Source organism: Bacillus sp. AFS017336, assembly GCF_002555445.1.
Taxonomy (GTDB): Bacteria; Bacillota; Bacilli; order Bacillales; family Bacillaceae_G; genus Gottfriedia.
The window spans coordinates 16,435-40,883 of sequence record NZ_NUCO01000018.1; the positions used below are offsets into that span (position 1 = coordinate 16,435).

At 34.3% G+C, this 24,449-nt stretch carries 19 protein-coding genes; 2 read left to right on the forward strand and 17 right to left on the reverse strand.

Annotation, left to right across the window (positions count from 1 at the left end; genetic code table 11):
* Positions 1-116 precede the first annotated feature (116 nt).
* From CN601_RS09140 to CN601_RS09165, 6 genes are all read right to left on the reverse strand, one after another.
* Positions 117-1,892 carry an LTA synthase family protein gene (locus CN601_RS09140; protein ID WP_098170853.1) on the reverse strand — a complete coding sequence of 592 codons (1,776 nt, stop codon included), beginning with the start codon at positions 1,890-1,892 and terminating at the stop codon, positions 117-119.
* A 71-nt stretch (positions 1,893-1,963) separates the two neighbouring features.
* Entirely contained in the window at positions 1,964-4,216 is a 2,253-nt protein-coding gene (locus CN601_RS09145; RefSeq protein WP_098170854.1) for a glycosyltransferase, read from the reverse strand.
* A gap of 7 nt (positions 4,217-4,223) precedes the next feature.
* A complete protein-coding gene (locus CN601_RS09150) occupies positions 4,224-4,559 on the reverse strand; it encodes a hypothetical protein (protein ID WP_098170855.1) in 336 nt (111 codons plus the stop codon).
* 155 nt (positions 4,560-4,714) lie between these two features.
* Positions 4,715-5,644 (reverse strand): DMT family transporter, encoded by a 930-nt coding sequence (locus tag CN601_RS09155; protein ID WP_306659818.1) that lies wholly within the window; start codon positions 5,642-5,644, stop codon positions 4,715-4,717.
* Positions 5,645-5,848: 204 nt separating this feature from the next.
* Positions 5,849-7,315, reverse strand: a complete 1,467-nt coding sequence (locus tag CN601_RS09160) for a protein adenylyltransferase SelO (RefSeq protein ID WP_098170856.1) — start codon at positions 7,313-7,315, stop codon at positions 5,849-5,851.
* Positions 7,316-7,500: 185 nt separating this feature from the next.
* Positions 7,501-10,026, reverse strand: coding sequence for a vitamin B12-dependent ribonucleotide reductase (locus tag CN601_RS09165; protein WP_098170857.1), 2,526 nt, complete (start codon positions 10,024-10,026; stop codon positions 7,501-7,503).
* Between the two features lie 366 nt (positions 10,027-10,392).
* Here CN601_RS09165 and CN601_RS09170 point away from each other — a divergent pair, with 366 nt between their 5' ends.
* Positions 10,393-10,887, forward strand: a complete 495-nt coding sequence (locus tag CN601_RS09170) for an acyl-CoA thioesterase (protein ID WP_098170858.1) — start codon at positions 10,393-10,395, stop codon at positions 10,885-10,887.
* 219 nt (positions 10,888-11,106) lie between these two features.
* Here CN601_RS09170 and CN601_RS09175 read toward each other — a convergent pair whose 3' ends face one another.
* The 5 genes from CN601_RS09175 to CN601_RS09195 form a co-directional block, all read right to left on the reverse strand.
* A complete protein-coding gene (locus tag CN601_RS09175) occupies positions 11,107-11,814 on the reverse strand; it encodes a M48 family metallopeptidase (RefSeq protein WP_098170859.1) in 708 nt (235 codons plus the stop codon).
* 120 nt (positions 11,815-11,934) lie between these two features.
* Positions 11,935-13,116, reverse strand: a complete 1,182-nt coding sequence (locus CN601_RS09180; RefSeq protein ID WP_098170860.1) for a cytochrome P450 — start codon at positions 13,114-13,116, stop codon at positions 11,935-11,937.
* A gap of 109 nt (positions 13,117-13,225) precedes the next feature.
* Positions 13,226-14,041 carry a DUF5995 family protein gene (locus CN601_RS09185; protein ID WP_098170861.1) on the reverse strand — a complete coding sequence of 272 codons (816 nt, stop codon included), beginning with the start codon at positions 14,039-14,041 and terminating at the stop codon, positions 13,226-13,228.
* 786 nt (positions 14,042-14,827) lie between these two features.
* Positions 14,828-16,552 (reverse strand): AAA family ATPase, encoded by a 1,725-nt coding sequence (locus tag CN601_RS09190; RefSeq protein ID WP_098119362.1) that lies wholly within the window; start codon positions 16,550-16,552, stop codon positions 14,828-14,830.
* A gap of 133 nt (positions 16,553-16,685) precedes the next feature.
* Entirely contained in the window at positions 16,686-16,982 is a 297-nt protein-coding gene (locus CN601_RS09195; RefSeq protein ID WP_098119363.1) for a hypothetical protein, read from the reverse strand.
* A 365-nt stretch (positions 16,983-17,347) separates the two neighbouring features.
* On the opposite strand from CN601_RS09195, the gene CN601_RS09200 reads away from it, so the two are divergent.
* Positions 17,348-18,085, forward strand: a complete 738-nt coding sequence (locus tag CN601_RS09200) for a hypothetical protein (protein WP_098170862.1) — start codon at positions 17,348-17,350, stop codon at positions 18,083-18,085.
* A 122-nt stretch (positions 18,086-18,207) separates the two neighbouring features.
* On the opposite strand, the gene CN601_RS09205 is transcribed toward CN601_RS09200, so the two are convergent.
* From CN601_RS09205 to CN601_RS09235, 6 genes are all read right to left on the reverse strand, one after another.
* Entirely contained in the window at positions 18,208-18,879 is a 672-nt protein-coding gene (locus tag CN601_RS09205; protein ID WP_098170863.1) for a GNAT family acetyltransferase, read from the reverse strand.
* 15 nt (positions 18,880-18,894) lie between these two features.
* Positions 18,895-19,566 (reverse strand): GNAT family N-acetyltransferase, encoded by a 672-nt coding sequence (locus tag CN601_RS09210; protein ID WP_098170864.1) that lies wholly within the window; start codon positions 19,564-19,566, stop codon positions 18,895-18,897.
* Positions 19,567-19,606: 40 nt separating this feature from the next.
* Positions 19,607-20,461 (reverse strand): carbon-nitrogen hydrolase family protein, encoded by an 855-nt coding sequence (locus CN601_RS09215; RefSeq protein ID WP_098119367.1) that lies wholly within the window; start codon positions 20,459-20,461, stop codon positions 19,607-19,609.
* Between the two features lie 108 nt (positions 20,462-20,569).
* A complete protein-coding gene (gene rpiA, locus CN601_RS09220; protein WP_098170865.1) occupies positions 20,570-21,238 on the reverse strand; it encodes a ribose-5-phosphate isomerase RpiA in 669 nt (222 codons plus the stop codon).
* 400 nt (positions 21,239-21,638) lie between these two features.
* Positions 21,639-22,988, reverse strand: a complete 1,350-nt coding sequence (locus CN601_RS09230) for an FAD-binding oxidoreductase (RefSeq protein WP_098170866.1) — start codon at positions 22,986-22,988, stop codon at positions 21,639-21,641.
* A gap of 99 nt (positions 22,989-23,087) precedes the next feature.
* A complete protein-coding gene (locus tag CN601_RS09235; protein WP_098170867.1) occupies positions 23,088-24,419 on the reverse strand; it encodes a cytochrome P450 in 1,332 nt (443 codons plus the stop codon).
* Positions 24,420-24,449 lie beyond the last annotated feature (30 nt).

The window sequence follows — 24,449 nt, forward strand, 5'->3', positions numbered from 1 at the left end:
AAAATCCTAAAGAATCACTTGTAAATCAGTATAATGCCAATTTATTATCACAAAAAAAAAGGACCGTTTTGGCCCTTTCTGTATAAAGTCAAAAAATGGATTTTTCGGATACTATTTTATTGATGAATGCTATTATTAAAAGTAATACCTTCACCAAATACTCGATCATAAATGATCCAATCCCAAACATCATTTGAGTGATTTTTAAGTACCCAATCATACCAAGATTGTTCAATCTGGTTATTCGTAAGAATCTTCATTAGAAGTGGTCCAATTTCATATGATTCTAATGTAAGATTACCATTTTGTAAAAATGGCTTTGAATAATTCTTAATCTTGTCCATTGTATTTTTGTCATTACTCCATATCCACATAGGAGTTTCATTATACCAATCTTCTTCTTCGCTCTTCTCTATCGGCGCTCCCCACTGCTCGTAAGTTTCTTTTTTATCACCAAATGTTGGACGATGGTCACCGTAAAAAAGGACGATTGTAGGATTTTTACGTTTTTTGATTTCCTGCCATACTGAGACAAGCGAATTTCCACTTTTATAAATACCGCTTGCATAGCTTCCCACTTTTTCTTTTAACGCGTCATCCATTGGAACTCCACTTACTTTAATATTTTCTTCCGGAAAGCGACCTTTATGCCAATCAAAGTGGTTTTGCATTGTCACAAAGAAAACAAACTGACTCCCTTTTTTATTAATTAAGGATAATGCTTTTTTGGAGCTACAGTCGTCAGATATATAAGAACCAAATTTTTCACATGACGTTAAATCTTTTTCAGACAAGAACTGATTAAACCCTAAATGAGGATAAACTTCTTTTCTGTTAAAAAAGGATGTTTTAAAAGGATGCAGCGCAATTGGATCCATACCTAATTTTCTAACATCCTGAACGAGACTAGGCATTTCTCTATTTCCCATTTTTCCTTCTTGATATGGAGTACGCTCTTCCAATTTCCGTTTTAATTTTAGGCTAGTTAAGATCTCAAATTCCTCATTAGCTGTTCGGCCTCCAAATGTGTTACTGATTAAAGTACCATGAATCCCTTCATTTATTGAACGAAGGGGTGCATTTGGATCGGTATTCCATGTTAATTTCGTACCATCAAAAGTATTATAAGCCTCACTTTGGATCACTAAAATATCCGGTAATTGTGCAGGCTTCGTTAGTGGTTTCGTTGATTTTAACTCTTTAATAATTCCATCTTTTACATTAGGAGCTAGCTTAGGCTCTTCCTTTTTACTGTTTATATACGTAACTAAAAATGTTGGATACATACCATATCTTTCTACGCTAGTTTCGTAATTCCAAGGAATATATTGTACATTTGAATATTTAACAAAATAGGCATACCCTTCTTTAGTCCCAAATGAAAAAAACACGCCTAGTGATACGATTAATAGGAAGCGGAAAGCATTTTTCCTTTTAGAAGCATTTCTCCATTTTTTATATGCAAAATAAGTGCCTAAACCTAGAAAAGCTATAATTGTAAATAGGCCACTCCATTTTAGAATAAAAGGAAGTTTTGAAAATTGAATAAAGACGATTGGATCACGCAGAAAAAGTAAATCACTTGGATGAAATGGCTCTCCAGTATATTTTATTTTTTCCGATAGTGCATAAGAGAATATTCCTAATGCCCCGACAATCGTCACTAAAATCCACCAAACGTTATAGCCAAGGGCAAACAGACCGATCACAATGATGGAAACAATAACTGATACAATCAAAAAGTTCCATTTTAAAGTATCTGTTAGCATCCAATTCTGATAAAGTTTTACATCGTTTTTCCACAAATAATTATGAGACCAGATAACAAGTAAATAACTACAGACCAACCCTATAAGAATTGGTCCTAGAAAATGAAAGCTTTTTTTAACCATTAAACATCTACCCTTTATAATTAATCGCTACTCTCAATTTAGAAGTAGCTTCATAAAAAATATCGTCGGTTTTAATTTAATTTCTCATTTGGTAATTCTTCATCAAATTGGTTGATTTGTTGAATGATTTTCTCCATAACTAAAGATTCAAAAACTTTAGCGGCTCCTTCTGTATCACCAATTTCTGATTTGTATTTCGTATCAAATCTACTTAATATACTACCTTTTTCAAAAATCCCCCAAATATTATTCCCACTACCTTTATAATCGCTCAATTTCGACGGTAAATAAGGATTAATATCTTTATAATCTTTCGTGAATGCATCGTTTACGACTAGACAATCAAATTTAGTTGTAAAATTCAAAAACTCTAAAAAGTTAACGTACGGATTAACTTTAATATTTTGTTCAATTGTCTCTCCTGATAATTCATTTGCTAGAGCCTTTGGATCAGAAGTAAAAATATGAAGTTTAATTTTATCTCTTAATTCAGGCTTCGTTATTTTAAGCCCTTCTATTAATTCATTTAATTTTCTCGTTTGATAAAATGTACCAAAGTAACCTAGGTTTACTTTACTTGAATCAATTCCATATTTACTTGCCTTAACGTGATAATATTGCTTCGGTAATGTCGGTTGATTACTAATCCTTGCTTTATTTAAAATGACCTCTTTCATTTCTTGCAACGGGAACATATCGGACATGTATTTCATCTGATTTTCATTTGTAAACACAATTTCATCTGCAAATGCATAAGCAATATATTCACACCAAAAAAACATATTATTATTAAACGCTAGTGGGAAATTATTTTTCTTTAAAAGGGCATTAACCTTTTTATAAAACCCTAAATCAATAATTGCAGACTTACGCTCATTTCCTTGAATATCCAAAAGGATCGGATCAGAGAACTCTGCAACCCATCTTACTTTTGGATTTTTTAGTTTATATTCAAATGCCAAAAAGTGTGAAGCTGGCCAAAGTGCTCGGCTATAAACTTTATGATATGTACCATTTCTTTTTTCTTTAAATTTAATTTCCTTTAGAGATTTTTTTATAAAATCTTTCATTGATTTCCATTGTTTAAAACTACTAGCAGATGATATTTCCATTCTATTAAGAATAAACCCATCCACCATTGCATTTTGACGATAATCAGTTTCCCTTACCTTTGACATATCATTATAAATGACGTCCACTACTTCATTATTTTCGATAATACGCTTAGCCATCACAGTGCCACTTGTATCAACATATGGTGGAAAACAATAAGAAATTATTAAAGAACGTGCCTCACCATTGTATAGTTTAAAATAAGGGAAATAGACAAAACGGTGTTTATTTACTTCTTCAGTTACTTTTTCTCTCAATTCATTGCTATTGTTTATATACCGATCTATAAATCCATATTGAGCGTGTATTTTCCCTTTAATGAATTGTTGAATTGTAGGACTATTTGTTTCTCCAAGTAAAATATCAAGATGTTTCATTACTTGAAGACGCTCAATTACACTAAACTCAAATGAATTTTCACGTCTAGAAACCGAGTTATCTCTTAAAACTCGATAATAAATTGCATGCTCTTCTAACGGAACAACTTTAAGATGAAAGTAATGTGAAGTAAATAATTTAGTAAAAAATACTACATCTTCTCCACTTTTTAATCCGACAGAATAGTGTTGGGTTTTTACATTCTTTGTTGGTATCAGTTTACAAGCGTTCATAGTTAAAACACTATTCAAGTCATTATAAGTATAAAGTTTATTATCCAGCGCTTTTTTAATTTGGGAGTTAATAGGGTTATTGGGGTTCATGTTTCCATTTAGATCCACATCGACAACTTGTGTAATCACTACTGAATCTTCATCAGCGTGATTAAACAGTTTCTCAAGATAATTAGTAGAAATATAATCGTCATCATCTAAGAAAGTAATATATTTTTTAGATGCTTCTTGAATCCCCATATTTCTTGCCGCCGAAACACTAGCTACTTCTGAATAAAGAATTTTGAAGTGATTTATACTTTGCTCTTTTATAAATTGCATCAAAATCTCTTCCGTTTGATCCTTTTCTCCGTTAATAATAAAGATGACTTCGAAATATTTTGATGAAAGGGTTTGTTCTTTTAATGATTCAATGCACTTAGTTATAACCTTTTCGCCTTTATATGTTGGGACAATTACGCTAATACCATTTACTAACTTTTTGAAATGATATTTTGAAAAGTTAGAGTCCTCAGGGATTTCTCTATTCATTCGTTGGTATATTTCGATTTTCATTTTTTCAATTTCTTCTAGTCTTTGTTGAATTTCAAACTTGTTCAAAAATAACTCACCTACCTTTTATCTTTCTTATAGCCCATCTTTTTAACTTCCAATAAAATCGAATTATTTTTCCAAGCTTTGATTGCATTACTTTCGAATAACGCTCTTCTAATAATTGGATTTCTCTCTCCAATTTTTCAATATGCTTTAAATTTTTATATTGCAGCTCTAGCGCTGTTTCTTCATTAGTTAGGAAAGTTAAAAACTGTTCGTAAAACTGCGATTCATTTTCAATATGATTAAAATTAGCTTTAAGCTTATTTAGTTTTAAAAACCAACTAGGAATTTCTGATTCATTTATTTCTGAATTTAACGACTGAGAGCTAGGATCGATTGTTGTCATAATCAAGAGGTCCTTCCAAATAGTATGAATACTCTTTAATATGCCCTAAATAGCAAGTTTTTTTTCATGAAATGCTGAAGATTATATATCATTTTCCTAGACAAAATAAAAAAGACAATCACCTTTAGGTAATTGTCTGAAGTAATCATATTGAATTAAGCTTGAAATTGATTATCCCTTTTAATTTTACGGGATAGATCTTCGTAAACCCCTGAACCGAACAGCACACCGATTAAAATTAAAATAAAGCCAACAACTTGTGTTAAAACGATTTTTTCTCCTAAAAATAATACCGCTCCAATTAGAGAAAAAAATGGATTTAGATTTAAAAATATTGCTGCCTCTGTTGTACCAACCTTGCCAAGTGCAAAGTTATATAGCATATGCCCCATAGCTGTAGCAACAACTGCAGATGCAAAAAATACCGCCCAAATTCCAGCAGAATGATGTACCATACTTGCCAATCCACCTGGCTCAAGTATTTGACTGATTCCAAATAAAATGATCGATCCCATTACTAGCATGTATCCAGTCATTAATCTTGGGTCTAAAGTTTTAGAAGCTTTTTTAATTAACACAAAGCTTGAAGCTTGAGCTAAAATTGCTAAAAACACATAAAAATCTCCATGTGACACTCCATGAAACCCGCCACCACTTTGGAAAACAATAAAAGCAACTCCTGCAAATCCAAATAAAACGCCTAAAATTCTAACAAAGGTCATTACACTACCTAAAAAGAAAACTGACAGTAAGGCTGTTAAAAGTGGCCCCATCCCGAGTATTAGGCCCCCGTTTGATGCTGAAGTTTGAGAAAGACCAATCGATAAAAAATAATGATGTGCGACTACATTTAAAAGCATCGCAGGAAAAACATACCCAAATTCCTTCTTAGTAAGCAATCGAACTTTTTTAATTAAAAATAAAATAACAAAAACACTTACCCCAGCAGTAAATACACGAATTGCTGTCATCGTAACAGGCATAAAGTTTTCTACTAGAACTTTTGTAGCAATAACATTAAATCCCCATACCACCATAATACAAAATAAAATGATGTAAATTTGTTGCTTCTTCAACTTCTCCACTTCTTTCTCTTTAGCCTATCGATTAAAAATAAAAAGAGGGAAATGCTTCCCCTCTAATTTTATGAATCCGAGAACTTTTAATATACTTTTACCAATATAGTAAATTTTAAAGATATATTCAAAATGTATGCTCAAATTCTTAAATGATTATAAAAAAATGCTACCTCCAAATTAAAGGTAGCACTTTTATATAGTAAAGTTTAATTAAGTTCCACAGTAAGTTTGATAAGGACGGTCCGGATCAGGTGGAAGTGAACAATAACTCACCTGTTCTTTAGACTCAACAAATGGATTAGAAAGTACTTTAACCAACTTCTCCATTACACTATAATCTCCGTCTTTAGTCGCTGCTTCTAATGCTTCTTCTACACGATGGTTTCTCGGAATGACCGTAGGGTTGTTGTCTTTCATCAGTTGAAGAGATTCTTCTTTTGATTCTGATTGTCTATTTAATCTCTCATGCCACTGCTTTTCCCATTGTTTATATTCAGCCGATTCGAATAATGGTTCATCTTTCTGCCCATATGATAATGCTCTGAACGTGTTCGTATAATCCGCTTTATTCTTTTCCATTATTTCAAGTAATTCATCAATTAATGATTTATCTTGTTCCTCTTCATTAAATAATCCTATTTTTTTCCTCATTCCAGCTACCCAATTATCAACATAAGCAATAGGATATTCAGAAATTGCATCTTGTGCTATTTCTAGCGCCTTTTCTTGATCATCATGCAATAAAGGTATAACTGTTTCAGCAAAACGCGCCAAATTCCAACCTGCCATTTTTGGTTGATTACCGTATGCGTATCGACCACGGAGATCAATTGAACTAAAAACCGTTGCAGGATCATACGTATCCATGAATGCGCATGGACCATAGTCAATTGTTTCTCCACTAATTGTCATATTGTCAGTGTTCATTACTCCATGAATAAAGCCAACCATTTGCCATTTGATAATTAATGAAACCTGCCTTTTAATAACTCCCTTTAACAATAAAAGATAACGATTCGGATCATCACTTTTTATTTCTGGATAATGCCTTTGTATCGTATAATCAGCAAGTTCTTTTAACTCATCTACACTGCCCCATCTTGAAACATACTGGAACGTACCTACACGAATATGACTAGCAGCAATTCGAGTCATGATTGCACCTGGTAGTCTAGTATCACGCTGAATCCGTTCACCTGTCGTTACTACCGCTAGGCTCCGTGTTGTAGGAATCCCTAAGGCGTGCATTGACTCACTAATTATATATTCCCTAAGCATCGGCCCAAGTGCTGCACGACCATCTCCACCTCTTGAATAAGGCGTTCTACCTGACCCTTTAAGTTGTACATCATATCGCTCATTGTTCTGAGTAATCTGTTCGCCTAACAATAATGCTCTTCCGTCCCCAAGCATATTAAAATGAGCAAACTGATGACCTGCGTACGCTTGAGCAAGCGGCAATCCACCTTCTGGAATTTGATTCCCAGCAAAAACATTTACACTTTCATCGTTTTGAAGTGCTTGAACATCTAAACCAAGAGATTCTGCTAATGGTTTATTTAAAACAACTAATTCTGGTGAACTGACTGGATTTAAGTCTTGAATAGCAAAAAAGAATTCTGGTAGCTTTGAATAACTATTATCAAAATTCCATCCTGCGCCATTTCCCTGTGTCATCTAATCCCCCTTTTCCATATTTTTCTTCATTATATTCTCTCTACATATATCAAAAAAACCATAGATTGACTATGATTTTGCTTCACAATCTATATCTCAATTTAGTGTCTACCATACAATTCAATCTATTCACTGAGTAAAAAAGTATGAAAAAAGAAGCCTCAATTGGCTTCTTTTTCCATACCTTATATTCCACACTTTAGCTGTACTTGACAGTTATCACATGTATTGCAACCACCATGCTCAACTACAGTACCAACCAAGCAGATTGGACAAGTATCTCCGTTTTCTACACCTACATTACCTGTTTTCGTTGGAGATATTTGATCTTGATGATTTTGCGTATCAACATTTTCAACTGCTTCTAGTTCTACAGTTGTAAAATCATTTTCTTCGTTTGTTAGTGATAGCACTTGAGCGTCACGAGAACCATCTACATAAACCGTTCCGCCTTTCGCACCACCTTTATGCAATCTTTCATACACTTTCGCTACTTGTTCAACAGTGTAACCTTTAGGAGCATTAACCGTTTTACTGATTGAAGAATCAATCCATCTTTGGATAATACATTGAACATCCGCATGAGCTTCTGGAGAAAGGTCCATCGTTCCAACAAATTGTTCTGGTAAATGTTCAATCATCTCATAAACATTTTCTTCCGTTACTTCATAACCATTAGCTTCTAACCACTCTAACGCGATATCTGCTACGACTGGTATGAATTTACCTAGACGTCCTGAACGGAAGTATACGAAATTGAAATAAGGTTCAAGCCCTGTACTAACATTCATCATCGTTCCAGTGCTTCCAGTAGGAGCGATTGTTAATAAGTGGGAGTTACGAATACCATTTTCTAATACAGCTTCACGAATTTCTTCAGGCATTTTTTTCATATATCCTGAGTTAATAAAACGTTCTCTTCCATCTTCAAATGTTGATAAGAAAGGAAATTCACCTTTTTCTTTCGCTAACTCAATTGAAGTTTCATAAGCAGCAGTAGCAATTGCTTCAAAAAGTTGATCGACAAGCTTGTTTCCAGCTTCAGATCCATATACTAAACCACAACGAATTAATAAATCGTGTAATCCCATTACTCCTAAGCCAATACGTCGCTCGCCTTTTGCTTGCTTCGTGTTCTCTTCTAAGAAATACGGAGTTGCATCAATTACGTTATCTTGCATTCTCGTCCCGATTTGAACAGTTCGTTTTAACTTTTCCCAGTTAACTTTACCATTTTCAGTCATTTCCGCTAAGTTAACTGCTGCTAAATTACAAACCGAGAATGGAGCTAGTGGTTGCTCGCCACAAGGGTTTGTTGCAACTACTTTTTGACCATACGATACAGCATTTGTCATTTTGTTTGCATTATCTAAGAAGAAGATACCAGGCTCCGCAGAATAAGTAGCACACACATTAATTAAATCCCAAAGCTCTTTTGCTTTTATTGTGTTATATGTTTTTACACCGTATCCACGCGCTGCCCATTCACGTACGTCTCCACATTCCTGCCATTCTTGATCATAAATTAATCGCATTTCATCATCATAATTTTCTAAATCTGGGAATTGAAGCTTGTATTCTCCGTCATTTTCAACAGCTTCCATAAAGTCATCAGTTAAACAAACAGATATATTTGCACCTGTTAAAAACTCAGGGTTATGAACTGAATATTTACCGCCATCTTTAAGAAGTTCTTTTGCTTGCTCTACTTCAGGTGTATCCAACTTTCCTTCATTTGTTGCAAGTTGAATTAAAGCTTCAAAAGCAGCCTTTTCAGTTGTACTAATTGGCTCAAACTTTAATTTACGCTCTACTTCTTCACGAATTAATTTCGATTTTGTTGTTTGCGCTATATAACGTAAAACCTTTGGATTCTGGTTCTTCGATACGATGAATTCTACGATATCAGGATGATTTACATTCATCATAATCATTTGTGCCCCACGTCTTGAACCACCTTGAATAACTAAGTTTGTTAGTTCAGATAAATCGTGTAACCAAGAAACTGATCCACTTGATCGTCCGTTCACACTATATACAATTGTATCTCTTGGACGTAAAGTTGATCCGTTCGTCCCTACGCCACCACCACGTGACATAATTTCCATTACCTTCTTACGGTGTTCACCAATCCCATCGCGAGAATCGTGAATATGAGGCATAACATAACAGTTAAAAAATGTAGTCGAAGCCCCTGTGCCCGCACCAGCCAACACACGTCCCGCTGGTACAAATGTTTTGTTCGCTAAAATTTCATAAAACATATCTTTTACATCGGAGAATTTTTCTGGAGTTTCTGCAGATGCAAGTCCACGTGCTACACGGTCTGCAATTTGTTCATAGAAGATTTCAAGTGGCTTGTCGACTTTATTAAATGCAACTGTAATCATTGCCCCATCCTCAAATTGAGAATCTAATTGAACAGTTACTTCTTCATTATTATAGTCAATTGCAATTACTTCACCATATCCACGACGAGGAAACTTTGGATCATCCTTATATGTTAAAACAACTAAGTCACCTGTTCCTAAAGTTTTAAGCTTAATATCTTTAAATGCATATCGATCTAACATAACCGTTCTAGATACACCTTTAAATGTCGTTTTATGCATTTCAGGATTAATAGGTGTAATCATTGGAAAATGCATTATGTCTTTGTTTAATTTCTGTATATTCGCAGGTAATTCAGCATCAATTATTGTATTTATCATCACCTGTTCCTCCTCGTATAGATTATATCGATTTTACCATATATCGATATATAGGTGTTCACTTTCATCATAACACCCATATGTAGTATTTATCCCGTCTCAACAAGATATAAATATACCGACTTAAGAAGTAAAAGTCAATGTAAACGACCCAAATAAACTTATTTAAATTTGCACATTTCCCCACAAATTTCATTGACAAATTTACTTTTAACTAAGCGATGTTAAATAGCATCTTTAAGAATTGAGGATTAATAAGCATTCTGCAGTTGGAAGACCATAATTGTATTTTTTTAAATAAAGTTTGATAATTTCTCCAATAAATAGTGTACAATTTATAGAAAATTAAAGAATGGGGAAAAACATATGGTAACTTGTAAAGAAACAAGAGTCATTAGAACAAATTTGGTTTTACCAAATGATGTAAATAGTCATAATACTTTGTTCGGTGGAAAACTGATGAATGACTTAGATATAATCGGGAGTATTTCCGCAATGAAATTCTGTAGATCATCAATTGTAACTGCTTCTACAGATTCAGTAGATTTTCTTCACCCGATCACGATGAAAGATTCTGTAGCATTCGAAAGTTATGTAACTTGGACTGGTACCTCATCATTCGAAGTTTTCGTTAAAGTAACTGCAGAAAACTTAAAAACAGGTGAAGAAAAAATCGCAGCAACTGCCTTTTTAACTTTTGTTGCCTTGAATCAAGACGGAAGTTTAATTAAAGTTCCACAAATTATTCCGGAAACTGAAGAAGAAAAATTCTTATACAAAGGCGGAGAAGATCGCGCTAAAATCCGTAAAAATAGAAGACTAAAAAGTAAGGAATTAGCTGATTTTTTATATAAGAAATAAAGAAAACGGTTGGATCTAGTTGTTATTTGGAAATGGCGAACACTTTGTGTACTTTATTGATAAAGCTGTGAACTTTGTTGATAAAGCATTGGTTTTTGTTGATATAGTACTGATTTTTGTTGATATATCGGATTTTTTGTTGATAAGATGGTTGGCAGACTTTTAAAAAAATGGGACGACAAAAGTCGTCCCATTTTAAATAAGAAATTTAGACTACTACTATACAGTCATTTTCCAACTAGATAACGCTAACCAATTTTCTCTTTCTTTATAATCAGGAATTATTTTACCTACTAGTCTCCAAAACGAACGATCATGATTCATATGAATGAGATGACACATTTCATGAACGACTACGTAGTCAATTACTTGTTGTGGAGCCATAGCTAGCTTCCAATTAAACGTTAATTGCCTTTTTGAATCACAAGTCCCCCAGTTCGTTTTACTATCAGTAATACGAATCGAAGAAGGTTTTACTTTAAAATTACTTTGATACTTTTTGATACTCTTTTCAACGATTGCTTTACACTGCTGATAATAAAACCTTTTAAGTGCCTGTTGTATTCGTTCATCATCTAGTTGTTTTACAATAATATTTAGACAATCTTTTTTTAAAACCACTTGATCTTGCTGAATACTTTCATCGTGCGAAATTTGAATAAGATATGAGCTTCCTAAATAAAGAAATGTCTCGCCGAACTCATATGTCCTTTCCTTTGGACCTCGAAGTCGCTCCTTCATTTCATTTGATTTCTGAAGAATCAACTCCCAATTGATTTCTAATACTTCAATGACATTTTTGTCTGGGGTATCTTTAGGAGCTTGAACCTCAACATTCCCATAAGAGTCTATATAAATACCAATTGATTTCCTCTTTTTATAAAGTACATTAAAACTAATTGTCTCTCCTAAGTATGTATGTATCATTTGATCACCTATCGTTAACTTTTCATCGTAAATCTATCTAATTATATAATATAACAGAAGAAGTTTAATTTTTTAAATAGTAAAGACAACACTCTTGTTAATGAGTATTGTCTTAAATTTTTAGCCTATAGTAACTGGTAGCTCTTTATACCCATATACAAATGTACTTGATATGATAGTAAGCTCTCTCGTTTTATCCAATTTCATATTTGGTAAAGTTTTTAGCATTTCTGTAATACAAATTTTCGCTTCTAGTTTTGCAAGCTGCGATCCTAAACAAAAGTGCACACCTGAACCAAATGATAGATAATTATTTGGAGAGCGATTAACATCAAAGTTCTCAGGTCTGGTAAATACAGTTTCGTCTCTATTTGCTGAACCGATCCATGCCAAAACTTCTTGCCCTTTTTTAAGATTTATTCCATTAAAATTCATATCTTCGGTGACAAAACGATTCATGCTATGTACAGGAGAACGGTAACGAAGAGACTCTTCAATAACAGCAGCTACCAATGAAGGATCTTTGTATACTTGATCCAGTGTATTTGGATGCTCAAACAACGTAAGCATTGTATTACCAATTAGATTAGTAGTGGTTTCATTACCTGCAACGAGTAGAAGGAAGCAGAAGCTTAATAGCTCTTCAACTGATAATTTCTCACCATCTACTTCTGCAGCAATTAAAGTAGACACTAAATCATTTTTAGGATCATCACGCCTTTTTTCAACTATTTGATAAAAATAGTTTCGTAAGTCTTGTATCGCTTTACCTTGTTTTGCCTTCAACTCATTCATTTCATCAGGAGAGAGAGTTTGAGTACCCGATACTACAATATTAGACCATTCCTTAAATTTTTCACGATCTTCACTTGGTACTCCGAGCATTTCAGAAATGACAATAACAGGGAGTGGAAAAGCAATATCCGCAACAATATCAATCTCACATTTTCCCTTTAGTGATGCTAATAATTCATTTGTAAGAGCTTTAATTCTTGGAGAGAGTGCTTGAATTGCTTTAGGAGTAAATGCTTGGCTTACAATATTACGATATCTTCGGTGGATTGGAGGATCCAAGCTTAGTAATGTTGGAAATGATCCATTTCTATTTGAGCTGAATTGCTTATAGTTTTGTAAGACATTTTGGACATCCTTATAGCAAAATACGTCCCAACAATTTCGATCCGGATCAAAAGAAATAGGAGAGTTTTCTCGCATCCTTTTAAACCAATTGTGAGGTAAATCTGTTTCAACTAATCCTCTTGGGCGAACTAGAAGTCCATAGCTTTTTTGACGTTCCTCCAAATTTATTCACTCCTTTAATATGTACTGATTACACAATTGCTTCAAATAACGATACAATTTATGCAATCGAAATTTCTTCTATGAAGGTCTAAAAATGACAATCCTTATCTTACAATTGAATAGCATCTGTTGTTGCAGTTTCAAATCGATTATGATTTAAAAGATCTAAATTTCTTTCAATATTTTTAGATTCACGTAAACGAATTGCCCACAAGCCAGTCTTTAGCATCCAACCATTTGGCTGTGCTACCATGTTGCCAATCGATGAAACTTCATTATCATGTAATTTAATTAGCCCCTCCCACTCTGCCTCTTTGGCTCCTGCAAGCTTTTTTGCAAAATCCCAAGCATAATTCCGTGATTTCTCTAAGCTGAAATTTATAATCGCCTTAGAAGCCTTTGGATCAATACGGTCTAAAAAACCAATCCATGGCGATATTCGATCCATGTCATCCCTTACCTCGTCCACTAAAGATGCCAATATACGATTTATATTCATAAAGTCATTGTAGAGAGATGAAATATCAGTATTTCGGCATACCATTGCAGCTGCTACCCCTAAATCCAAATTAATATGTGCGTTAATACCGAGTAATAAATTCTGTAGCAAAATAGATTTACGGCCCTCCGCTTGTCGAAACGCTAACTGCCAGCTAAGGCTACAAGCGTCACCATTTAAATAATTTTTGAGTGCTTTTAAATAGAAATTTGCAAAATTTACATCCAGACTTTCCATTCTTGCACCATCTTCAAATTGATCTGCTAAAATCCCTTCTTTTACTTTAATAGTAACCATCCGATATAAAGAAGCAAAATATCCTAGTTTACTTTTTGTTTGATTACTCATAGAAATAATCTCATCTAATTGATTAATTACTTCGTCGATTGTATTTGCGTTTCCTAGCTTGTTTGAAAGACTGTCCATTACTCACTCTCCTATCTATTGTGACAAGTATGCTATTTAAGATTTGTTAATCAATATGCTTCTGGGATTGAAAAGATACTTTTAATTGTGAGGACTTTATTTTGATTCAGTTTATCTATTGAGAATTCCTTTATTTTGGGTGGTGACACTTTGTGGAGGTTCGTGCATAAAGTGCAGAGTTTTGTTCATAAAGTAGCTTTTTTTGTGCGTAAAGCAATGGTTTTTGTGCATAACGCAGTGAGTTTGTTCGTAAAACGCTAGAACTCATTTTGCTTGTTAAATTAAAGCCAAATTAGTGCTTCAAAATACGAACGCTCTGTGAACATTGTTGATAAAGTTGTGAACTTCGTTGATATATTGCTAGTACTCGTTGATATATTGCTATTATCCGTTGATATATTGCTAATACTCGTTGATATCTCACTACCCTCTGTTGATATCTGACTAAAACTCCTTAATAATCACCATCCTCTGTTGATATCTGACTAAAACTCCTTAATAATCACCTTCCCCTGCTGATATCTGACTAAAATTCCTTAATAATCACCTTCCTCTGTTGATATCTGACTAAAACTCCTTAATAATCACCATCTCCTGTTGATATATAGCCAGAACTCATTTAGATCTCATCACTCACTATTAATCGTTCGCTAAAATTCATCGATATCGTACTTAAGTCAGTAGCACTTTTCCACCATTCAAGAAATAACGTAAAAAATCCACAAGGAAATTAATTACCTTGTGGGTTCACTTATTTATATAGTCACTCTGACCTCAATCGCAAATTTACTCGCTTTCAGGTAACTGATCAAAGTCCTTTAACAATCTTTGAATATTCTTCTCGTAATAACTTCCCACCGTTACAATAGGAGGCTCAGGACGAGTGCGGTCATATATGCTTTCGTATATATCTTCAATTTCTTCACCTGTTAAGTCTCCTCTTTTTAGAAGCTCTTGTGCAATTGAATGTACGAATTCAGCGTGGTCTTTTACAAGTTTTTTGACTTGGTTCATTTGATCCATTAGAAGAAGATTGATTTTAGGTCGAAGAGCTCTTAGACCTTCTGCTTGTGAGCCTAATGCATTCCAGCTGAAAAGTTCATCTCCCATACCGACTAAGCCTAGATATGCACCACCAAGAAGTGTAGCTTGTTGCAGGTCAGAAGTAACACCGTTTAATTTTTTGTGTAGAAATTCTTCTTCTACTGCTCTAGCCGCTAAACAAACTTGGATCGCTGCGAGAATCTCACTATCGCTTCGGTTATATCTTTCTTTTGTTGGCTTAGTTGCTGCTAGACCTAGAGCGTCACCTCTACGAATAATTGTGACTTTCCATACTCGATCATGTGGTTTTAGTAAATATTGAGCAACCGCGTGACCTGCTTCGTGGTAAGCTACATTCGTCTTTTCGTCTTCACTCATGGATCTAAGTGGCTGTTTAAGTCCCCACTCATAAGTCTCCATTGCATCCCTAAAGTCAGTATAATTTGTAAGCACTGCGCCTCGCTGATGAGCGATTACGACAGACTCATTCACAATATGTTTAATCTGTGCTGGGCTGTAGCCAATTGTATCAAGTGCAGCCCGCTCTGGTGTTAGAGTATCGTCACTTTTCACCTTTTTAAGATAATATTGGAAAACGTCGATTCTTCCGTCATAATCTGGAGCATCTACCCAGAGCTTTCGGTCAAAGCGACCTGGTCGAAGTAACGCTTGATCAAGTACATCAGGTAAATTTGTAGCTGCAATCGTCAGAACCGCTGGACGATCTGCTTTCTTTTTCCGCAACCCAAGTGAGCGAAGCAATTTAGCAATTTTAGAATTATCAATATTTGGAGGATCCAATTGTAATAACAACTCATTTAATAAACCAGTGCCCATTCCCATACCGAACATTCCCCCGCCACCAGCTGCACCTCCGCCTTGGCGAGACATTCCGATTGCATCGACCTCATCTATAAAAATAATACACGACCCGTAAATTTTAGCTAACTTTCTAGCCTTTTGGTATATTCTCATTACCTTTAAATTCCCTACGCCAAAGAACATGTTTTGAAAACTTGGTGCCGAAGCATAAACAAAAGGTACTTGAGCTTCATTGGCAATTACTTGAGCAAGATAGGACTTCCCTGTACCAGGAGGACCACAAAGCAGCAATCCACGTATTACCTCTCCACCCATCTCCTTAAATGTTTTAACACCTTTCAATAGCGTCACGATTCGTTTTGCATTTTCAACAATCTCAGGGTTTCCACGATAATCATCCCACGTCGCACCAGTTTCACCAGGTAATATCCAATAAGTACGTCCCCTAGCTAAAAACCAGAAAATTGCTACAAACTGTATAATCACAAACAGTATCCCAAAGAGCAACTGGAATAATAAACTTGCGATTGATATTGCTACACGCCAATAAGTTGGTCCCCCTTCTGTAAGCACAGTACCAATAATTACAATAACTGCTAACCAAATAATAAATCTTCGCCATTTTATCCATTGATATTTCTTCATAAACATGACTTCCTTTTAGGGAATTTTTTGAATATCCTATGAAGTTATCAGCCCATTGGTGCCTATAAATTTATGTATAAAAAAACTATATTTTGAAAATAAAAAAGCCCTCTATTGAGAGGGCTTTCAATACTTATTGAAATTTACTAAAAATGTCTTTCAAATATTTAATAACAACTGCGATTCCGCAGATAAAATAAAATGTAATTAGAATCCAACCAGAAGGATCAAGTGAATACATCGATATTAAAAACTGCAATGGGAATACAAAGTAAAGAATATCTTTTAAATATCCTAGTATAAAAGAAGTATCGAATGAACCTTTCCAGAAAGAACGAATAAATGCTACTAAAAAATCAAGAATCAATAATCCCATAACCGCCCATAAAGTATATAGCATCCAATCCGCAAGTCCGAAACCTAAATCCATAAATTATCACCACCTTACATCATACTATTCAAAGATAATAGGCTGGTGATACAAATTAACTTAATTTTCAGATAACATTTTTAAATCGTTATAAAGTCATTTGGATAGGTCTTTATCCTTGTATTTAACATATTAATTTAATAAGAGATTCAGATGAAAGTAAGTTAAATTCCCACTTTATATTGATCGGCAGTTACTCTTTTACTAAAATTTATATTTAAAAATAGCCAGACCACTATTTAATCCATACTTCCTAGAAAAGCATTTTTCTAACTACACGTTAGCCCAACTAAATAAACCCAAGTTCCCCCATCTATTCCTGAACATAAAATATTAGAAAAAAATAAAGAAAGGGAGAAATAGTAGTGGGATTATTTATTAATAAGAATGAACACCCTGATGTTTTTAAAAACAATGAAAAAATTCAAACAGCAAATCAAGGGCTTGTTCGGCATAATTATTTAGCTGAACTAATGGAAGAGCAACAAAAGAATAACATGAACATAGAAAAATCAATTTCTGATTTGAAGCCGCATTATGAACAATTAGAAGAATTGCAAACAAACCAATGGAATCATGTTATAAATCAAATAAATAGTCTCATAGTTAGTAACCATGAGCGCGAAAAATTCGATAGCGCAATGATTCAACGGTTACAAATATTAGACGCAAATGAAAGTCTAGAGAAACAAACGCTTATTGATCAAATGATTAGTTTAAATAAAGCGTATACAGATTTAACAAAACGTTTAGAAAAAAGTGAATCTGATAACCAAACTCTTTCCTTACAATTAAATCAGTTAATCGAAAAACAGAATGAAGTGGCTCATAGTTTACTTCAGCAAGAAGAATTTCAACATGGGGTTTTAGATCGACTTGATACACAAGAGGCGTTACTGGAAAGAGTCTCTCACCAACTCAACAATATCCGTTCTATTATATTTGAACGAGCAAGTTATTTAACGACAAAGATTGAAGATAGCTATAAACTCACTTCTGATTATATTTACAAGCTAATAAAAGGTTCCGAAAAAAACAAAACCTATACTACTTCAGTGAATAATAAAAAAGAGGAAAAAGAAAAACAAAAACAGTCAGATTAAAGATTACGATAAAAGCATTGTTCGACATTTATTAAGTCTACTAAATAGAACATTAAAAAAGCTTCTCGACATGTCTATGTATAGACTTGATCGACAAGCTTTTTTTTGGTGGCTAAATGTTATTAGAAATACACTAATGCAGTTTTTTCTTTTTTTTCTAAGTTTTCAATCATTGAATACCATGAATCTGGTCTATTTGATAATACTGTGTAATAACGCTTCAGAAATTTTACGATTAAGCTTGATGGCAGTTCATTTATTTCTTCGTTCATCGGAAGGAAACATAAATCAAGTCCTGTGACAGCCTCACCATCGTTATTCCATGATGGGTGAACATAATCAAAATCTAGTCGCTTATAGCCTAGGTGAGCTAATACTTCACGTCTTACATACGGGTCCATTGGTTTAACGCCGCCAAACTCATAGTGTTCTACTTTATAAGGATTATATATTTCAGCAAACATGCCAGATAACTTCTTATTATTCTCAGCTGCTAACGTTTGTAAATCTACTAATCTATTTTGTGCTAAATATGGACCGATTCCTAAACCGGCTTGTCCAATTATTGTAAAATCAGTCATGGCAACATTAAAATCCTCATAATAGCGATATTCTGTAGCGCCAACAACTTTATCTTCATGGACTGCAACAAAAACACGAATTCCTGGATCCTCCAAGGGTTCTTTCCAAAGATCGAATTCTAATACTTCTTCTGGAGGAAATACATCTTGCATTAGCTGATGCATTTGTTTAAATAATGGGTCATTAATATTCGTAATTCTTCTATATTCCATTTTCATAATCTCCTTTTAATTAGAATGTATAAATGGATTTCTCCATTCCATTAGAGTCCCATAATTACATGATTCATTATCTTCTAAATAATTAGCTACAACCTTAACTGGCATGCGACCGCATCGTAGTAAAAAGCTAATCACAGGATCTTTTAAATCACCTTTAACTACAGCATCTACATATTGTTCTGGTGACAGATTATTTGCGACTTTATGGTAGCCTGGCATTCTTCCTCCACCTAGTAATCTTTCCAAACCTAGGTGAACGACAACTTCATACATTGCAAACATTAGCCACTTGCCTAAACCTAATTTCCGGTAAGTTGGTCTGACGCCTATATCAACAACATATAAGGTATTCCCATTCGGATTATGGGTACGAATATAGCCATTATCTGTAACCTCTTCCCATGAATGGTCCGGTTTTTGAGGATTAAAATCGACGCGCAAACCAGTCATGGAACCTGCCATTTGACCATTTACTTCGATGCATAACGCGCCTTGCGAAAAGAGAGTCACATGATTTTTTAGCTGTTCTTCATTCCACCATAACTCTGATGGAAATGGCGGTGGAAAGCTTTCTTGTTGAATGCGAATTAAATCTGCAAAGTCATTCTCATTATAATTTCGGATTACTACTGGGACTGGTTTGTCTTGTTCGAAAACAAAAAATTCTTTTCGATACATGTTGAATCCTCTTTTCTCTTTAAGAGTAAACTTATTCAAATTACCAATCTGGATAAAGATCTGTTCGTCTGTCACGCCATGTTGTAACAGATCCCTTTTCACGAACTTTATATAATAAATCTAAATTAAGATCAGCTGTCACAATCATATCCTGATTAATTTCACCTTCCACCATAATGCCTTTCGGAGGAAACGGAATATCATTAGGAGTAATCACTGCTGCCTGACCAAAATTTGCACGCATAAAATCAACGGTTGGAAGTGAACCGACCGTACCCGTATTGACGACATATACTTGATTTTCAATTGCTCTTGCATGACATGTATAACGAACTCGATGGAATCCATGACGATCATCTGTGCACGATGGACAGAAAATAACATCTGCACCTTTTGCCTTTGCCATTCGAACGATTTCCGGAAACTCAATATCATAGCAAGTTAGCATAGCAACCGTACCCTTATCTGTCTCGAAAACCTCTAAGCCATCCCCTGTACTCATATTCCATTCATTAACCTCAGTTGGCGTCATATGAAGCTTTGCCTGCTCACCAATACGACCATCTGGATAAAACAAATGTGCAACATTTAATAGTCTATCACCTTTACGGATTACATGAGTTCCTCCAATAATATGGACATTGTATTGTTTAGCCATCTTAATAAATAAAGAGCGATATTGCTCCGTAAAGCTAGGTAAATCTTGAATCGTTAACGCTTCACCTTTTTCATTGCCAATAGACATAAGCTGAGTCGTAAAAAATTCCGGAAAAATGATAAAATCCGCTTCAAATTCCTCTGCAGTTTTAATATAATGCTCTACTTGATTTTCAAACTCTTCAAAGGAGTTAATTGTGTGAAGATGATATTGAACAGCCGAAACTCTCAATTGCATGGAATCCCCCTCTTCCTATTTATTCTTTTAATCCTATTATTAGGTAAATAGAAAGAAGGGGCAAGTATATACTTTTTCATTTCATTGAGTGCGATAATTTACTATGTACTATTTACTTAATAATATTACATTCTTATCTTTGTCCAAGGTAATAACAAGATCGGTCATACCAACAAATAATCCATTTTCTACCACACCAGGTATTAAGTTAAGCTCTCTTTCTATTATTTCAGATTGAACGTTATTAGGTATATTGCAGTCAAAAATATAGTTTCCATTATCCGTAATAAACGGTGTCGTTCCATTTAAACGAATTTCAGGGCATAAACCAATTGCTCTAATCTGTTTCATAGTCATTTCCATGCCATATGGAATAACTTCTACCGGAAGTCGGAACTTACCTAATTTCTCTACCATCTTATTTGGATCGGCAACTACTAAAAATGTTTTAGCTGCCTTCGCAATGATTTTCTCTCTTAAAAGCGCGCCTCCTCCTCCTTTAATTAGCTCCAAGTCTGGATTAATTTCATCTGCCCCATCTATCGCAATATCAATTTGCTCAATTTCACTAAAACTTGTGAGTTGGATTCCAACCTCTTTAGCAAGCTTTTCCGTCTGAACAGAGGTTGCAATACCCTTTATATTTAGTCCGTCTTTAACTAATTGCCCTAGCTTTTTTATCGTATAAAAAACGGTCGATCCCGTACCCAATCCAACGATCATACCATCTTTTACATACTCTACTGCCTTTTCACCTACAATTTGTTTATCATTCATTTTGACACCTTCTATTTAATAGTTTTACTTCTTAATTTAGTATAAGTCATAAAAGAGAATTTCATTTTTGTATAAAAAAGAATATCTAATGATAAATAAGAAAAACTAATTAAAATAAAAAATACTTTTGTAAGGTGAAAAACATATGGATTATCCTAGTTTTGTGCTTAAGTTTTGCATTATTATAATGGTTTTACCTATAACTTTGGCGTGTTGTTATTTTGGTTATGTAGATAAAAACTATCAAATCGTTATATTCGGTTTTGGGTACTTATTTTTAGCAGGAATATTGAATTATATTATCTTTATTAATGGAAATAAGAAACAGAATTAGACATAAATAATAACCGACCAAATTAACAAATCTTATCGGTCGGTTATGCATTTGCATGTGTTCAGTTCAAAACCAAAAATTTAATGGTGGAATGCTTTGTGGAAAATTAAATAGATTGTATGGATCATATTCTCGTTTCACGATTCTAAGACGCTGTAAATTTCCACCATAATATGCCGTTGGCCAGTTTCTAATAAATCGATCAGGCCAATTCACATAGTCACCAGTAGTGTAACTTGATAAAGCACTCCTTAACTCTTCTACCCATCGAATATGACTTCTTTCTTCTTCAGGTGTGCTCCAATTAGAAAGATACTCTTGAGCAATAATGGCATCCCTGTAATAGTACGCCGTTTCATCTGGTCTTATCCGTTTTACTGCTCCACCAAGAGATTGATGCCAAATGCTAGATGTTTCATTTGGTGTATTTTCTAGAAAACTTTTCATTATTAAGATTGCTCTCTTTGGAAAAGTTTTATTAAGAAAAGATCCTGATCTCTTTTTAAGAGCAGGTATGTTACCACTTGGATCGTCAAAGAAGTGAACAGCTTCAATATAAGGAACTTCCTTTATATCCACTTTTATAGGTGATCCGGTTTCTGTTAGTGGTTGGAGCAGTTCTCTTAATTTCGATACCGGGCCTACAAATTCACCTTGAGCAATAATTTGATTTACTTCCTTTGATTTAAATTCAATTTCTGAAGTTAATTTGTTGTCCGTACTAATTGCCAAATTTTGCCATGCTTCAAAAACAGCTTCAAAATCTTCCCACTCCCATATAATTGAAAAGATTGATACGTTTGAAATTGGATGCACTTTAAATTTAAGAGACGTTACGATGCCAAAATTCCCTCCGCCACCGCCACGACAAGCCCAAAATAGATCACTATTTTGTTTCTTATTTGCCTTAATGATTTTAGCTTTTCCCTTTCCATTCGATACAGCTATTTCTACTTCAAGCAAATTATCACATGTAAGTCCATACAATCGTGACAGCATTCCAATGCCCCCACCAAGTGTAAGACCAACAAGACCAACACTGCTTTCTGTTCCTGCTGGAATTGTCGTACCATTTTCCCAAAGTATATTATAAACTTTCCCTAAATCAGCCCCGGCTTGTATTTTAGCCGTCATTTTTTTGCAATCAACAGTAACTGTATTCATCTCGCTAACATCTATTACAAGCCCACCATTTACGAGTGAAAAATTTTCATAGCTATGCCTGCCGCTTCTGACTCTAAATGGCATATTATTTTCCTTCACCCAATTCAAAGCATTTAATACATCATGCTTATTTTGACAAAATACGATAATTTTAGGAAATTTTGGATTGTTTAAAGTATTGTTTGTTCTGGCCTGTTCATAGTCCGCATCATCCTGTGTAACAATCCGGCCAGTAAGTCTTGTCTTTTCCAAGTAATATAACCCCTTCCAAAAATACGGTATAGAGAATGTTATATTCTATGAGAAAACCTAGGAAAAGACACTTACATAGCTATAGGTACTTTATTCTGCTTATTTTCTCTTTTTTACAATCATTCGAAGTCCATTTTTCGGACGAAGTGTAATAAGCGGTTCTGTCTCTACTTTATGATGATTTGGTGCTAGTTCAATAAAAAAATGCTGCACAATGGTTGCTAATACTAAAGTTGCTTCCATTATTGCAAAATGATTCCCGATACAAACACGTGGTCCACCACCAAAAGGAAAGTACGCAAACTCAGGTACACCTTCTACCTTTCCATTTTTAAAGCGCTCTGGGATAAACTCCCCTGCATTTTGGAAATACTTTTCGGAATGTTGCATAATATATGAGCTCATCATAACGGTTTCCCCTTTATGAATTCTGTATTCCCCAATACTAACATCCTCTACTGCTTTCCTACTTATAAGCCATGCAGGCGGATAAAGACGCATACTTTCCCAAATAATTTGCTGCGTATAAATTAAATCTTTCATCGAATGATAATTTGCACGTCTTTTTCCAAGAACGCGATCTACTTCTTCATATAATAATTTAGCCTTATTTGGATGCTGAGTTAATAGATAAAGACACCATGATAATGCATTTGCTGTTGTTTCATGACCTGCTAGGAATATTGTCATTGCTTCATCTCTTAATTGTTGATTAGTCATTCCCTGTTTTGACTCTTCGTCTCTTGCTCGCATTAACAGTCCAAGTAAATCATCCTTAGTATCCGAGTTATTTCTTTTTTCAATAATTTCATATAGTACCTTATCTATCGCTTTAATAGCCTCCGTTAAGGATTTATTTTTTGGTGTGTTCAACAAAAGAGGCGTTTTTAATACAGACCGGATTCTCTTCGTCGCTATATCCATAATAATATCGAAATGCCGCCCAACTCGGTCATGCCCTTGTTTCATATCCATACTAAACATCGTTTTAGCAATAATCGCTAATGTAAGCTCCATCATATCTCTACTAATTAGACGCTCTTCTCCGTCATTCCAAGAACGAATAAACTCCTCGGTGATCATCGTCATATCCTCTGCATAGGATTGTATATGTTGCTTCGTAAACGAAGGTTGAATTAAACGACGCTGGCGCATATGTACTTCATCCTCACTTGTTAATAAACCCTCTCCAAGTAAGGTTTTCATCTCCTGAAATGGTTTTGATTTATGAAAGGAATTTTGTTTCGTTACTAATACTTCTCTTATGAGATCTGGATCTAATAGCAAATTCATTTTACGATGAGCAAATCGAAAAGAAACAATCGTTTCATGGTTTGTATAAAGATCAATTAAAAACTGTAGAGGATTTTTCCGAAATTCATTCAAATGCCCTAAAGGTGAATAAGAAGCCAACCCTTTAACTTCAAGCATAAAACTCACTCCATTCAAGAAGGATTAATC